Genomic DNA, 14,087 nt, shown 5'->3' on the forward strand with positions numbered 1-14,087 from the left:
AGGATAAGACAATGAGTAATGCGGGTGCATCCCTTGCAACCTGTTATGGTCCGGTCAGTACCCATATGATGGCAAAGGCGGAAAACATTCGCCTGCTCATCCTGGATGTGGATGGGGTACTCTCTGATGGCCTGATTTACATGGGCAATAATGGTGAAGAGCTGAAAGCGTTTAACGTTCGCGATGGCTACGGTATTCGTTGTGCGCTCACATCAGGCATCGACGTTGCCATTATCACCGGTCGGAAAGCTAAACTGGTAGAAGACCGTTGTGAAACGTTAGGCATTACCCATCTGTATCAGGGTCAGTCCGATAAGATGGCGGCGTTCAACGATTTACTGGGTAAACTGGCTGTCGCGCCGGAAAACGTGGCCTATGTCGGGGACGATCTGATTGACTGGCCGGTGATGGCTGAAGTCGGTCTGAGTATCGCCGTGGCCGATGCGCATCCGCTGCTGATCCCGCGTGCTGACTATGTCACCCATATTAACGGTGGCCGTGGTGCCGTACGTGAAGTCTGCGATCTGCTTTTGCTGGCGCAGGGCAAGCTTGATGAGGCCAAAGGGCAATCGATATGAGTAAAACCAGACGTTGGGTTATCATTCTGCTTTCGCTTGTCGCACTGGTATTGATTGGCGTGAACCTTGCCGATCGCGACGATACGCAGACGGAAGTGGTCAATACGAGCGAGCCAACCTATAAAAGCGATCACAGTGACACCGTGGTCTACAGCCCGGAAGGTGCGCTGAACTATCGCCTGATTGCCCAGCATGTTGAATATTTTTCAGATGACGGTATTTCGTGGTTTACCCAGCCTGTCATGACCACGTTTGATAAAGACAAAGTGCCGACGTGGTCGATTAAATCTGACCGGGCAAAACTGACGAATGACCGTATGCTTTATCTGTATGGCCACGTTGAAGTCAACGCCCTGACCGCTGACTCACAACTGCGCAAAATCACGACGGATAATGCACAGATCAACCTCGTGACCCAGGACGTGACGTCGCAGGATCTGGTCACACTGTATGGCACAACATTTAATTCCAGCGGTTTAAGAATGCGCGGGAACTTACGCAGCAAAAACGCCGAGCTGATTGAAAAGGTTAGAACCTCCTATGAAATTCAAAACAAACAAACTCAGCCTTAAAGTAATTATCGCCAGTGCGATGCTGGCGACCAGTCTTCCCGCGCTTGCTGTAACGGGCGATACTGACCAGCCTATCCATATCGAGTCCGACACGCAGTCGCTTGATATGCAAGGCAATGTCGTTACCTTTACCGGTAACGTCGTCATGACCCAGGGCACCATTAAAATCAACGCCGACAAAGTGGTCGTTACCCGTCCCGGTGGCGAGCAAGGCAAAGAGATCATTGATGGTTATGGCAACCCGGCAACCTTCTACCAGATGCAGGATAACGGCAAACCCGTGAAAGGCCGCGCCACACATATGCACTATGAGCTGGCGAAGGACCTGGTCATCCTGACCGGTAACGCTTATCTGGAACAGCTGGACAGCAACATCACCGGCGACCAGATCACCTATCTGGTGAAAGAGCAAAAAATGCAGGCCTCCAGCGAGAAAGGCAAACGCGTAACCACCGTGCTGGTTCCGTCGCAGCTGCAGGACAAAGGTAAGGGTCAGGCCCCGGCACAGAAGAAGAGTAACTAATTCGTTATGGCAACATTAACTGCAAAAAATCTCGCGAAGGCCTATAAGGGCCGCCGTGTCGTAGAAGATGTCAGTCTGACCGTCAACTCCGGCGAAATTGTAGGCCTGCTTGGCCCTAACGGTGCGGGCAAGACCACAACCTTCTACATGGTCGTTGGCATTGTGTCGCGCGATGCGGGCAACATCGTCATTGATGATGAAGATATCAGTCTTCTGCCGCTGCATGCGCGTGCGCGTCGCGGTATCGGCTATCTGCCGCAGGAAGCGTCCATTTTCCGCCGCCTGAGCGTCTTTGATAACCTGATGGCCGTCCTGCAAATTCGTGACGATCTGACCAGCGAACAGCGTCAGGACCGGGCTAACGAGCTGATGGAAGAGTTCCATATCGAACATCTGCGCGACAGCCTCGGTCAGGCGCTGTCCGGTGGTGAACGCCGTCGCGTTGAGATTGCACGTGCGCTGGCTGCAAACCCGAAATTTATCCTTCTGGATGAACCGTTTGCAGGCGTTGACCCGATCTCCGTTATCGACATTAAACGTATCATTGAGCATCTGCGCGACAGCGGGCTTGGCGTACTGATCACTGACCATAACGTCCGTGAAACGCTGGCCGTGTGCGAACGCGCATACATCGTGAGCCAGGGCAATCTGATCGCCCACGGTACGCCGCAGCAGATCCTCGAAGATGATCATGTTAAGCGTGTCTACCTTGGGGAAGACTTCAGACTCTGATAGGGTAGAGGTAATGTAACGCCGAACCGGAGAAAAATGCTCTGAACATGAAGCAAGGTTTGCAATTACGGCTCAGCCAACAACTGGCGATGACGCCGCAGCTACAGCAGGCGATTCGCCTGTTGCAACTGTCCACCTTAGAACTCCAGCAGGAGCTCCAGCAAGCGCTGGATAGCAATCCGTTGCTGGAGCAAGCCGATCTTCATGAAGAGGTAGATACCCAGCAGTCGCAGGATACTGAAGCACTCGACACCGCCGATGCGCTCGAACAAAAAGAGATGCCGGACGAGCTTCCGCTGGATGCCAGCTGGGATGAAATCTACACCGCCGGAACCCCTTCCGGTACGCGTGCAGACTACCAGGACGATGAGCTACCGGTTTATCAGGGTGAAACTACCCAGTCACTGCAGGATTACCTGATGTGGCAGGTGGAACTTACCCCCTTCTCCGATACCGACCGCGCGATAGCGACATCCATTGTCGATGCCGTGGATGACACCGGTTATCTGACCGTCACGCTGGACGAAATTCTGGAAAGCATGGGTGACGAAGAGATTGAACTCGAGGAGATAGAAGCCGTTTTGAAGCGCATTCAGCGTTTCGATCCGGTTGGGGTGGCCGCAAAAGATCTGCGCGACTGCCTGCTTATCCAACTTTCTCAGTTCAGTAAAGAGACGCCATGGCTTGATGAAGCCCGCTTGATCATCAGCGACCATCTGGATCTTCTGGCCAATCACGATTTCCGCAGCCTGATGCGCGTCACGCGCCTGAAAGAAGAGGTGCTGAAAGAGGCGGTCAATCTGATTCAGTCCCTCGATCCGCGCCCCGGTCAGTCCATTCAGACCAGCGAACCCGAGTACGTCATCCCGGATGTGCTGGTCAGAAAACACAATGACCGCTGGGTCGTTGAACTGAACTCAGACAGCATCCCTCGCCTGCAAATCAACCAGCAGTATGCCTCCATGTGCACCAGCGTGCGTAACGACTCCGATAATCAATACATTCGTAGCAATTTGCAGGAAGCGCGATGGTTGATCAAAAGTCTGGAGAGCCGAAATGATACGCTGCTCCGCGTAAGCCGCTGTATTGTCGAACAGCAGCAGGCGTTCTTTGAGCAGGGCGAAGAGTATATGAAACCGATGGTGCTGGCGGATATCGCCCAGGCCGTCGAGATGCATGAATCAACCATTTCCCGCGTGACCACGCAGAAGTATCTGCACAGCCCACGCGGTATTTTTGAGCTTAAGTATTTCTTCTCCAGCCATGTGAATACCGAGGGCGGCGGTGAAGCGTCGTCAACGGCCATTCGCGCCCTGGTGAAGAAGTTGATCGCCGCGGAGAACCCCGCGAAGCCACTGAGCGACAGTAAGTTAACCACCATACTGTCCGACCAGGGTATTATGGTGGCACGCCGAACTGTTGCGAAGTATCGAGAGTCTTTATCCATTCCGCCGTCTAACCAGCGTAAACAGCTGGTCTGACACAACCGATAAGGAAGACACTATGCAGCTCAATATCACAGGACATAACGTCGAGATTACTGAGGCTTTACGTGATTTTGTGAATGCTAAATTCGCGAAACTCGAGCAGTATTTCGAAAGGATCAACCAGGTCTATGTTGTATTGAAAGTGGAGAAAGTGACTCATATCTCGGATGCGACCCTGCATGTCAACGGGGGTGAGCTCCATGCCAGTGCGGAAGGGCAAGACATGTACGCTGCTATCGACGGCTTGATTGATAAGCTTGCACGACAGCTCAATAAACATAAAGACAAACTGAAACAACACTAATTGTCCGGGCAGTTAACGGGTGCAGGAAGGCCTGTTGTGAAACACAACAGGCCGTTTGTACAGTTAGCGCTTAGGTGAAATTATGATGAACAACGATTCCGCTCTTCAACTGAGCAATGTCCTTAACCAGGAATGTACGCGCAGTGCTGTTCACTGCCAGAGCAAAAAACGTGCGCTGGAGATCATCAGTGAACTGGCCGCAAAACAGCTGGGCCTGCCGCCGCAGGTCGTGTTCGAAGCGATCCTGACCCGTGAAAAAATGGGCAGTACCGGCATCGGCAACGGCATCGCGATCCCGCACGGCAAACTGGAAGAGGACACCCTGCGTGCCGTCGGTGTGTTTGTGCAGCTGGAGACGCCTATCGCCTTCGATGCCATCGATAATCAGCCCGTCGATCTCCTCTTCGCGCTGCTGGTGCCTGCCGACCAGACGAAAACCCATTTGCATACGCTTTCGCTGGTCGCAAAACGCCTGGCCGATAAAACCATTTGCCGTCGACTGCGCGCAGCCCAAAGTGATGAAGAGCTATATCAAATTATCACTGAAGCAGAAGGCAATCAGGATGATGCATAACCAGGAGATGGCCTTCACATCTGTTGTCCTGAGGAGAAACGGAACATGGTGCTGATGATTGTCAGTGGCCGTTCAGGGTCCGGGAAATCCGTGGCCCTGCGCGCGCTGGAAGACATGGGGTTTTACTGCGTAGATAACCTGCCGGTCGTGCTGCTGCCCGACCTGGCACGCACGCTTGCGGAGAGGCAAATCTCTGCCGCCGTCAGTATCGACGTTCGTAACATGCCTGAATCGCCAGAAATCTTTGAACAGGCAATGAGCAACCTGCCTGATTCATTCTCGCCTCAGCTGCTGTTCCTCGATGCAGACCGCAATACTCTGATCCGTCGCTACAGCGATACCCGTCGTTTGCACCCGCTTTCCAGCAAGAACCTCTCGCTGGAAAGTGCTATCGACGAAGAGAGCGATCTGCTGGAACCGCTGCGTTCCCGTGCTGACCTGATTGTCGATACGTCCGAAATGTCCGTGCATGAGCTGGCGGAAATGCTGCGTACCCGTTTACTGGGCAAACGCGAGCGTGAACTGACGATGGTGTTCGAGTCGTTCGGCTTTAAGCACGGTATTCCTATCGATGCGGATTATGTTTTCGACGTGCGCTTCCTGCCGAACCCGCACTGGGATCCGAAGCTGCGTCCAATGACCGGTCTCGATAAGCCCGTCGCGGCCTTCCTCGACAGACACACAGAAGTTCACAATTTTATCTACCAGACGCGAAGCTACCTTGAGCTATGGTTACCTATGCTGGAGACAAACAACCGTAGCTACCTGACCGTGGCGATTGGCTGTACCGGTGGTAAACATCGTTCGGTCTATATCGCCGAACAGCTGGCCGACTATTTCCGCTCACGCGGGAAGAACGTTCAGTCCCGTCATCGCACGCTGGAAAAACGTAAAACATGACCGTAAAACAAACCGTTGAGATCACCAATAAGCTGGGCATGCATGCACGTCCGGCGATGAAACTGTTTGAGCTGATGCAGGGTTTCGATGCAGAAGTTCTGCTGCGTAACGATGAAGGTACCGAGGCGGAAGCGAACAGCGTGATTGCGCTGCTGATGCTGGACTCCGCCAAAGGCCGCCAGATTGAAGTAGAAGCTACCGGTCCACAGGAAGAGGAAGCGCTGGCTGCGGTGATTGCGCTGTTTAACGCCGGGTTTGACGAAGACTAACACCTCTTTCATGGCGGGTAGCGCTACGCTTACCCGCCTTACATCAATTTATTTCTCGCCATAAACCCTTCCCCTCCCAGCTGCCGCATCTGGCGCATGATCCACGCCTGTCGGTTTCGCACATAGCCTGAGGGTGCATCGGCCTTAAAGCGAATTGGGTTAGGCAAGACCGCGGCCAACAGCGCAGCTTCAGAGAGGCTCAGCCGACTGGCAGGTTTATTGAAATATCGCTGCGACGCGGCTTCGACACCAAACACGCCATCACCAAACTCGGCAATGTTCAGATAGACCGTCAGAATACGTTTCTTGCTCCAGACCGTTTCCATCCCCAGGGTCAATCCGGCTTCCAGCCCTTTTCGCACCCAGCTGCGGCCATCCCACAAAAACAGGTTTTTGGCCGTCTGTTGTGACAGCGTCGATGCGCCGCGCACGCGGTTTTCATGGCGTTCGTTATGGGCAAGCGCTTTCTCGATTGCCGCCACGTCAAACCCCCAGTGCTCCGGGAATTTCTGATCCTCCGCCGCTATCACCGCCAGCCCCATCCACGGGGAGATTTCATCTGTGCTCACCCAGTCAGAGTGGGCAACATAGCTGAAGTCACCGGTGAACCACGCGCTCAGCTGACGCTCAACCATCACGGCAGAAAACGGAACCGGCAGAATGCTGAATAATGCCAGTCCGCCGCCCCAGAACACCGCCAGCACCAGCACGGTACGCCAAAGAATACGTTTTACCCAGGCGCCTGCGGCGAATTGACGCCTCATTCAGTCAGCACCAGCACTCTGGCCACCAGCTTTTCAATGCCTGAAGCGGCTTCCGCGATAGTCTGCGCCAGCATATACGCAGGTGTGGTGACGATTTTATTGTCTTCATCCACCACAATGTCATCCACCGGACAAGGGATGTGCTCGCCTCCCATCTCCTCGATGATTTCCGCTGTATCAATATCGGTCCCGATGGTCAGGCGCAGCGGGAAATCAAAAATTGTCGGAAGCATGGCCGGAGCGATACAGATAAAGCCCTGCGGTTTACCCGCCGCATGCATGGCCTGTGATAATGCTTTTAAATGTGGATCAACCTGACACCCGGCGCCTTGCGTGGCAAACGTGCTGAGGTTTTTAGCCGCCCCAAACCCGCCCGGCACAATTAACGCATCAAGCTCTGCCGCGTCCGCCTGAATCAGAGGATGAATTTCGCCACGCGCAATACGCGCGGCTTCAATCAGGACGTTACGGGTTTCCGCCATCGGCTCCCCGGTCAGATGATTAATGACATCAGCCTGATTTTTGTCTGGCGCGAAGCAAATGACTTCAGCCCCCTCTCTTGCCAGGGCCAGCAATGTGATGACGGCTTCGTGTATCTCAGAACCATCGTAAACGCCACATCCGCTCAGTACGACACCAATCTTTTTCATCATGACGATCCTTCTCTGCAACTCGCTGAAGCACATAATTAATTTTGATTAAAACGCTATGCTTCACACATTTCACTGATTCCTGTAACAAACCATTTAAGATTTGCTATCTTATTTGCGTGCGGCCTAAATTTTCAGGCGGCGTCCATACGAAAACAACACAAAAAACAGGCGCAGCCACAATTTCCCTGGTGTTGGCGCAGTATTCGCGCACCCCGGTTAAGCCGGGGTCATTTTTTTCTGGCGTCCACCCAGGCTTTAAGCACCGCCACATCGTTCTGCCACTCTTGTTTCATCTCTTCAACCCAATCACCTACGTTATCTTCCCAGGCAGGTAAATCAGGTGACTGAATCTGTTGTCCCAGCTGCTGCAGGTGACGTAAGCCGACCGAGCCGGCCGCACCTTTGATTTTATGCCCTTCTTCCACAATGCCTTTCTGATCCCGCGCTGTCAGATTTGACTCCAGCACGCTCAGATAGCCCGGCATCATTTTTTCAAATACCGCCAGACCGTCGGTAATCAGTTTTGGACCAACCAGATCGATGTACTGCTCCAGCATCGCGGTATCGAGTATCGTTTGGGCTTTCGCGCTATCCACAGACGTCATGGTGTTCTCCTCTTCATCATGGGTATCCCAGAACTTCTTGATCATGGCGGTCAGGGCAGGCACCGCCAGCGGCTTGCTAAGTACATCATCCATACCGGCATCGAGGTACTCTTTTTTATCTTTCAGCACGTTCGCCGTCAACGCCACCAGCGGCGGCAGTTCGTCGGCAGCGTACTGGCTCGTCAGTTCACGGGAAATATCCAGCCCGGTCATGTCCGGCAACTGAATATCCAGCAGAACGAGATCATATTCACCCGGCTTAAACATCTCCAGCGCGGCTTTACCGGTCATCGCCACATCCACACTGTTGCCCAGTTTTTCCAGGACAGAGCGTGCGACAATCACGTTAAGCTCAATATCTTCCACCAGCAGGACATGCAGCGCGGGCAGCGGCATATCGTCGTTTTCGAAGGTATCTTCCACCTCTTCCGCCACCGCCGGCGCGTGCACCGTCAGCGTGAAGGTTGAGCCTTTGCCCGGATGGCTGGCGACGGTAATATCACCGCCCATGCTCTTCGCAAGACGTTTAGACACCGCCAGACCAATTCCCGTGCCGGTAGCGGGCTTGCCGCCGTTGCTGTCCTTCACCTGATAGTACATCGCAAAGATTTTGTCCTGCTCTTCCTGCGGAATCCCAATGCCGGAGTCTTCCACCTCAAAGTGCAGCATGTCGCCCTGGTCATAGCGAATACGTACCGAGACCTGCCCTTTCTGGGTAAATTTGACCGCATTGCTGATAAGGTTCCACAGGATCTGGCGCAGACGCGTGCCGTCGGTAACCACCTTGTGCGGCAGCGGCAGCGTGGGATCCATGACAAAGCTCAGCCCCTTCTGCTGCGCCTGCAAACCCGACAGGTTTTCCAGATCGGCAAGGAAACCGGTGAAATCAACCGGCTGGTTATCAAGCTGCACTTTGCGGCGTTCCATCTTATCCATATCGATAATATCGTTGAAGATATTCCCCAGCGTGACCGCTGAGACATGGATGGTTTTGAGGTATTTTTCCTGTTCTGCGGTGAGATCGGTGTCCAGCAGAATGCGGCTCAGGCCGACAATTCCGTTAAGTGGCGTACGCAGTTCATGGCTGATGGTGGAGATGAAGGTGGTTTTATCGCGGCTGGCACGTTCAAGGGCATCCTGATAGCGCTTACGTTCGGTGATATCACGGCCAAACCCCATCAGACCGTGGCGTTTCCCCACGCGGTCGTAGTACGGCACCTTACGGATCTCAAAGCAGGCTTTGCGCCCGTCGGGGTAATCCAGCCACTGTTCATAGGTCAGTGAGACGTTATGACGGAACACTTTTTCGTCCGTCTCCATCACTTTGGCGGCCGCCTCTTCGGAGTATACGTCCTGCGGCTTCAGGTGAATCAGCTGCTTCTCGCTCTTCCCGGTCAGCAGTTCCATCGCCCGGTTACAGCCGGAAAACTCTTTATCTTCATTACGGTAGAAAACCAGATCCGGTGATGCATCAAGGAACGAACGCAGGAAAGAGGATTGCTGCTCAAGCTGGATCTGCGTCACCTCACGCTCTTTCATTTCGATTTTCAGCTGCTCCAGCGTCGCCTGGCGCTCAGCCTCCGCCTTCTCACGATCCGAAATCTCCTGGTTCAGTTGGGCGATATTATCCTTTAGCTGAACGTTGAGCTTCAGATCGCGATCGCGCATCTCTTCCAGTTTATCGACCAATTTTGACAGGCGCTGACGGGACTCCTCCAGTTGTTCAACCACCACGGAGAGGAAATAGACCGCCCAGGGTGTAATCAGCAAGCCAAAGAAGATGGAGCGGATCACGTCGATACTCTCGACCTGACCGTGCAGAACCATGGTTACGGCCATCTGCACGACAATGGCCAGAACGACCAGCGCCAGTGCCAGCAGCATGGAGAAACGCACCAGCCCAAGCTTCATCATCAGATCGACGTAGTACTGGGCCAGCATTCGAATTTGCTTCATAGAGGATCCCTTCACGACTTTATCGCTCAATAATACTCAAATTCGCGGCGGGGCGTTGAAGGTTGTGAGAAAAAGTGCGGGGTGAAACAGGAGATTAGCCTCGCTTCCGGTTCTCCGGAAGCGAGGAGAGGTCTGTCAGGAGCGTTTCAGCATCAGCCAGAGGCTGATCAGGAAGAAGCTGGCGCTCGGCAGCAGCGCGCCGATAACAGGCGGAATACCATAAACCAGCGTCAGCGGGCCGAAGATCTGATCGAGAACGTAGAACACAAAGCCGAAGCTGATCCCGGTCACCACGCGCACGCCCATCGGCACGCTACGCAACGGGCCAAAGATAAACGACAGTGCCATCAGCATCATCACCGCCACGGACAACGGCTGGAAGATTTTGCTCCACATGTTGAGCTGATAACGTCCGGCGTCCTGTCCGCTCGACTTCAGGTATTTCACGTAGTTGTGCAAACCACTGATTGAGAGAGCGTCAGGATCCAACGCCACCACGCCGAGTTTGTCCGGCGTGAGTTTGGTTTTCCACATGCCCGACACCGTCTGAGAGCCGGAGATCTGTTTTGGATCGGTCAGGTCTGACTCATCCACCTGCGACAACCGCCACTGCTTATGCTCGGCGTCAAACTTGGCCGAAGAGGCGTGACGCACGGAGAGCAAACGACGATCGTTATTGAAGGTGTAAATACTCACGCCCCCCAGTTCGTCATCGCCCTTCACACGTTCGATATAGACGAAGCTGTCACCATCTTTTGCCCACAACCCTTGCTGCGTTGAGAGCAATGAACCACCGTACATCGCCTGCGCACGATAGTTACGCGCCATCTGCTCACCCTGCGGTGCCACCCACTCACCAATTGCCATGGTCAATAGCACCAGCGGGATCGCGGTTTTCATCACCGACAGCGCAACCTGCATACGGGTGAAGCCCGAAGCCTGCATAACAACCAGTTCACTGCGCTGTGCCAGCATCCCTAAGCCCAACAGCGCACCCAGCAGGGCTGCCATCGGGAAGAAGATCTGCACATCTTTTGGCACGCTGAGCAGGGTATACATGCCCGCACCCAGCGCGTCATAGCTCCCCTGCCCGGCTTTTTTCAACTGATCGACAAATTTGATAATGCCGGAGAGCGACACCAGCATGAACAACGTCATCATGATGGTGGAAAAAATAGTTTTACCGATATAGCGGTCAAGAACGCCAAACGCCTGCATTAGAGGGCTCCTTTACGCGAGAAGCGGGCACGAATGCGGCGCACAGGCACCGTATCCCACAGGTTGAGTCCCACCGCCAGCAGCAGATACAGACCATTGACCACCCAGGTCCAGACGAACGGGTCAATTTTACCTTTACCACCGTTAGACTTAATTGAGGTCTGCAACAGGAAGAACACCAGGTACAGCAGCATGGCTGGCAACATTGACAGCACGCGTCCCTGACGTGGGTTAACCACACTCAGCGGAACGACCATCAGAGCCATCATAAATACGGCGAATACTAGCGTGATACGCCAGTGCAGTTCGGCACGCGCACGGTTGTTGTCCGTATTGAACAGGGTACGCATATCCATTTGCTCGGTATCACTTGGATCGAGCGCCACGGTCTGGTGACCAATAATGGCCTGGTAGTTCTGGAAATCGGTGATGCGGAAATCGCGCAGCATCGCAGTGCCTTCGAAGCGCGTGCCTTTATTCAGCGTCACTACCTGAGAGCCATCTTTACGCTGTGACAGTTGACCCGAATCGGCCACCACGACGGAAGGACGGGCATTCCCTTTGGTGCGGAGCTGCGCAAGGAACACATCGTTAAAGCGGCTACCATCCACGCTTTCGATAAAGAGAACAGAATTCCCGTCCGTCGCCTGCTGGAACTGGCCCTGCGCCAGTGCGGCCATACCCGGGTTTGCTTTGGCTTCTGCCAGCACTTCATCCTGGTGACGGGAAGACGTTGGGCCCGCCCACATCACATTCACCGCCGCAACAATACCTGTGAAAAGCGCCAGAACCATAGCGGCTTTCACCAGTACGGCTTTACTCAAGCCGCAGGCGTGCATCACGGTGATTTCACTCTCGGTATAAAGCTTGCCGAGCGTCATGAGCAGACCGAGGAAAAGACTTAGCGGCAGGATAAGCTGCGCCATTTCCGGGATCCCTAAACCAAGCAGGGAAAGCACCAGATTCGTAGGAATTTCGCCGTCAACGGCCGCACCGAGGATCCTGACCAGCTTCTGACAGAAAAAAATCAGCAGCAGGATGAAGAGGATCGCCAGCTGGCTTTTGAGCGTCTCCCGCACCAGATATCTTATGATTATCACTTTAAATACGCCCGTAAAAACCCGTCTCTTTGCTGGAAAATCGCTTGTTTCATGGCTTAAACGTCATTTATTCTCTTGAGTCGTCGAAATCATCGCTAAGATTAAAACATCCGGCGGATTCACGCTTCAGGACTTTTTCTGACGTGTCGAAACCGTAGTAACGTAAGATTAACACGAAGTCACCACAACAGCGGACATGAGTTACGAAAGGTTTCAATTCTATCTGTAGCAGCCGCTGTTGTCTTTAAGATTCAGGAGCGTAGTGCATGGAGTTCAGTGTAAAAAGCGGTAGCCCGGAGAAACAGCGGAGTGCCTGCATCGTTGTGGGCGTCTTTGAACCACGCCGACTCTCCCCGATCGCCGAGCAACTCGATAAGATCAGTGATGGCTACATCAGCGCCCTGCTGCGCCGTGGCGAACTGGAAGGCAAACCTGGGCAGACGCTGTTACTGCACCATGTTCCAAACGTACTGTCTGAACGTATTCTGCTGATTGGCTGCGGTAAAGAGCGCGAGCTGGATGAACGTCAGTATAAGCAGGTTATTCAGAAAACGATTAATACGCTGAATGATACCGGCTCAATGGAAGCCGTTTGCTTCCTGACCGAGCTGCACGTCAAAGGCCGTAACACCTACTGGAAAGTGCGTCAGGCGGTCGAAACGGCAAAAGAGAGCCTGTACAGCTTCGACCAGCTGAAAACCAACAAAAGCGAGCCACGTCGTCCGCTGCGTAAAATGGTCTTTAACGTACCGACCCGTCGCGAGCTGACCAGCGGTGAACGCGCTATCCAGCACGGTCTGGCAATTGCTGCCGGGATTAAAGCCGCAAAAGATCTGGGCAATATGCCGCCTAACATCTGTAACGCAGCGTATCTGGCCTCTCAGGCACGTCAGCTGGCTGACGCCTACAGTAAGAATGTCATCACCCGCGTCATCGGCGAACAGCAGATGAAAGAGCTGGGAATGCACTCCTATCTGGCAGTCGGCAACGGCTCCCAGAATGAGTCGCTGATGTCGGTTATCGAGTACAAAGGTAATCCGTCTGAAGATGCGCGTCCGATTGTGCTGGTTGGTAAGGGTCTGACCTTCGATTCCGGCGGTATCTCCATCAAGCCTGCCGAAGGCATGGACGAGATGAAGTACGACATGTGTGGTGCAGCAGCAGTGTATGGCGTGATGCGTATGGTGGCGGAACTTCAGCTGCCGATTAACGTCATTGGCGTGCTGGCGGGCTGTGAAAACATGCCTGGCGGTCGTGCGTACCGTCCGGGTGACGTTCTGACGACCATGTCCGGCCAGACCGTTGAAGTGCTGAACACCGACGCCGAAGGCCGTCTGGTGCTGTGCGACGTGCTGACCTACGTTGAGCGCTTCGAGCCTGAAGCGGTCATTGACGTGGCCACGCTGACCGGTGCCTGTGTGATTGCGCTGGGCCATCACATCACAGGGCTGATGTCGAACCACAATCCTCTGGCGCACGAGCTGATTGGCGCGTCCGAACAGGCCGGCGACCGCGCATGGCGTCTGCCACTGGGTGACGAGTACCAGGAACAGCTGGAGTCTAATTTCGCCGATATGGCGAACATCGGCGGTCGTCCTGGCGGGGCAATCACTGCGGGCTGCTTCCTGGCGCGCTTTACCCGTAAGTACAACTGGGCGCATCTGGATATCGCAGGTACCGCCTGGCGTTCCGGTAAGGCCAAAGGCGCAACCGGTCGTCCGGTCGCGTTACTGTCGCAGTTCCTGCTCAATCGTGCGGGTTTTAACGGCGAAGAGTAATTGCCGTCAGATGCCCGGTAGCGCTACGCTTACCGGGCCTACGGAAAGATGCCGTTTGTAGGCCGGGTCAGCCC

General features: G+C 54.1%; 15 protein-coding genes. 10 read left to right on the top strand and 5 right to left on the bottom strand.

Features of this window, described 5'->3' with window-relative positions:
- Positions 1-11 precede the first annotated feature (11 nt).
- The 9 genes from kdsC to npr all read left to right on the top strand — a co-directional run bounded on the left by kdsC (position 12) and on the right by npr (position 5,939).
- Positions 12-578, top strand: a complete 567-nt coding sequence (gene kdsC / locus ACN9MQ_RS20045) for a 3-deoxy-manno-octulosonate-8-phosphatase KdsC (protein ID WP_014171813.1) — start codon at positions 12-14, stop codon at positions 576-578.
- Positions 575-1,150: an LPS export ABC transporter periplasmic protein LptC gene (gene lptC, locus ACN9MQ_RS20050; protein WP_014171814.1), complete on the top strand. Its 576-nt coding sequence runs from the start codon at positions 575-577 to the stop codon at positions 1,148-1,150. The genes kdsC and lptC overlap by 4 nt, the downstream gene beginning before the upstream one ends.
- A complete protein-coding gene (gene lptA, locus ACN9MQ_RS20055; RefSeq protein ID WP_020883526.1) occupies positions 1,119-1,673 on the top strand; it encodes a lipopolysaccharide ABC transporter substrate-binding protein LptA in 555 nt (184 codons plus the stop codon). The genes lptC and lptA overlap by 32 nt, the downstream gene beginning before the upstream one ends.
- A gap of 6 nt (positions 1,674-1,679) precedes the next feature.
- Positions 1,680-2,405, top strand: a complete 726-nt coding sequence (lptB, locus tag ACN9MQ_RS20060; RefSeq protein ID WP_014171816.1) for an LPS export ABC transporter ATP-binding protein — start codon at positions 1,680-1,682, stop codon at positions 2,403-2,405.
- Positions 2,406-2,452: 47 nt separating this feature from the next.
- Positions 2,453-3,886 carry an RNA polymerase factor sigma-54 gene (gene rpoN / locus ACN9MQ_RS20065; protein ID WP_014171817.1) on the top strand — a complete coding sequence of 478 codons (1,434 nt, stop codon included), beginning with the start codon at positions 2,453-2,455 and terminating at the stop codon, positions 3,884-3,886.
- Between the two features lie 22 nt (positions 3,887-3,908).
- Positions 3,909-4,196, top strand: coding sequence for a ribosome hibernation promoting factor (gene hpf / locus ACN9MQ_RS20070; RefSeq protein WP_014171818.1), 288 nt, complete (start codon positions 3,909-3,911; stop codon positions 4,194-4,196).
- 82 nt (positions 4,197-4,278) lie between these two features.
- Complete coding sequence (gene ptsN, locus ACN9MQ_RS20075) at positions 4,279-4,770, top strand: PTS IIA-like nitrogen regulatory protein PtsN (RefSeq protein ID WP_014171819.1); 492 nt, start codon at positions 4,279-4,281, stop codon at positions 4,768-4,770.
- A 45-nt stretch (positions 4,771-4,815) separates the two neighbouring features.
- A complete protein-coding gene (rapZ, locus tag ACN9MQ_RS20080; RefSeq protein WP_014171820.1) occupies positions 4,816-5,670 on the top strand; it encodes an RNase adapter RapZ in 855 nt (284 codons plus the stop codon).
- On the top strand, positions 5,667-5,939 hold the full coding sequence (gene npr, locus ACN9MQ_RS20085; protein ID WP_003861872.1) for a PTS phosphocarrier protein NPr: 273 nt from the start codon (positions 5,667-5,669) through the stop codon (positions 5,937-5,939). Before rapZ ends, npr begins: the two co-directional genes overlap by 4 nt.
- Before the next feature lie 38 nt (positions 5,940-5,977).
- Here npr and mtgA read toward each other — a convergent pair whose 3' ends face one another.
- From mtgA to lptF, 5 genes are all read right to left on the bottom strand, one after another.
- On the bottom strand, positions 5,978-6,703 hold the full coding sequence (mtgA, locus tag ACN9MQ_RS20090; protein ID WP_032679051.1) for a monofunctional biosynthetic peptidoglycan transglycosylase: 726 nt from the start codon (positions 6,701-6,703) through the stop codon (positions 5,978-5,980).
- Positions 6,700-7,353, bottom strand: a complete 654-nt coding sequence (gene elbB, locus ACN9MQ_RS20095; RefSeq protein WP_032670144.1) for an isoprenoid biosynthesis glyoxalase ElbB — start codon at positions 7,351-7,353, stop codon at positions 6,700-6,702. Before elbB ends, mtgA begins: the two co-directional genes overlap by 4 nt.
- 230 nt (positions 7,354-7,583) lie before the next feature.
- Entirely contained in the window at positions 7,584-9,917 is a 2,334-nt protein-coding gene (gene arcB, locus ACN9MQ_RS20100) for an aerobic respiration two-component sensor histidine kinase ArcB (protein WP_032679053.1), read from the bottom strand.
- 135 nt (positions 9,918-10,052) lie between these two features.
- Positions 10,053-11,135, bottom strand: a complete 1,083-nt coding sequence (lptG, locus tag ACN9MQ_RS20105; RefSeq protein ID WP_014171824.1) for an LPS export ABC transporter permease LptG — start codon at positions 11,133-11,135, stop codon at positions 10,053-10,055.
- A complete protein-coding gene (lptF, locus tag ACN9MQ_RS20110) occupies positions 11,135-12,235 on the bottom strand; it encodes an LPS export ABC transporter permease LptF (RefSeq protein ID WP_014171825.1) in 1,101 nt (366 codons plus the stop codon). Before lptF ends, lptG begins: the two co-directional genes overlap by 1 nt.
- A gap of 266 nt (positions 12,236-12,501) precedes the next feature.
- Between lptF and pepA the strand changes: the two genes are divergently transcribed.
- Complete coding sequence (pepA, locus tag ACN9MQ_RS20115) at positions 12,502-14,013, top strand: leucyl aminopeptidase (protein WP_014171826.1); 1,512 nt, start codon at positions 12,502-12,504, stop codon at positions 14,011-14,013.
- Positions 14,014-14,087 lie beyond the last annotated feature (74 nt).

The organism is Enterobacter sp. R-25 (assembly GCF_049913205.1).
GTDB lineage: Bacteria > Pseudomonadota > Gammaproteobacteria > Enterobacterales > Enterobacteriaceae > Enterobacter > Enterobacter ludwigii.

Bases quoted from the DNA above. Each gene is read 5' to 3' on its own strand.
- kdsC (WP_014171813.1), top strand. From the start codon at position 12: ATGAGTAATGCGGGTGCATCCCTTGCAACCTGTTATGGTCCGGTCAGT.
- lptC (WP_014171814.1), top strand. From the start codon at position 575: ATGAGTAAAACCAGACGTTGGGTTATCATTCTGCTTTCGCTTGTCGCA.
- lptA (WP_020883526.1), top strand. From the start codon at position 1,119: ATGAAATTCAAAACAAACAAACTCAGCCTTAAAGTAATTATCGCCAGT.
- lptB (WP_014171816.1), top strand. From the start codon at position 1,680: ATGGCAACATTAACTGCAAAAAATCTCGCGAAGGCCTATAAGGGCCGC.
- rpoN (WP_014171817.1), top strand. From the start codon at position 2,453: ATGAAGCAAGGTTTGCAATTACGGCTCAGCCAACAACTGGCGATGACG.
- hpf (WP_014171818.1), top strand. From the start codon at position 3,909: ATGCAGCTCAATATCACAGGACATAACGTCGAGATTACTGAGGCTTTA.
- ptsN (WP_014171819.1), top strand. From the start codon at position 4,279: ATGATGAACAACGATTCCGCTCTTCAACTGAGCAATGTCCTTAACCAG.
- rapZ (WP_014171820.1), top strand. From the start codon at position 4,816: ATGGTGCTGATGATTGTCAGTGGCCGTTCAGGGTCCGGGAAATCCGTG.
- npr (WP_003861872.1), top strand. From the start codon at position 5,667: ATGACCGTAAAACAAACCGTTGAGATCACCAATAAGCTGGGCATGCAT.
- mtgA (WP_032679051.1), bottom strand. From the start codon at position 6,703: ATGAGGCGTCAATTCGCCGCAGGCGCCTGGGTAAAACGTATTCTTTGG.
- elbB (WP_032670144.1), bottom strand. From the start codon at position 7,353: ATGAAAAAGATTGGTGTCGTACTGAGCGGATGTGGCGTTTACGATGGT.
- arcB (WP_032679053.1), bottom strand. From the start codon at position 9,917: ATGAAGCAAATTCGAATGCTGGCCCAGTACTACGTCGATCTGATGATG.
- lptG (WP_014171824.1), bottom strand. From the start codon at position 11,135: ATGCAGGCGTTTGGCGTTCTTGACCGCTATATCGGTAAAACTATTTTT.
- pepA (WP_014171826.1), top strand. From the start codon at position 12,502: ATGGAGTTCAGTGTAAAAAGCGGTAGCCCGGAGAAACAGCGGAGTGCC.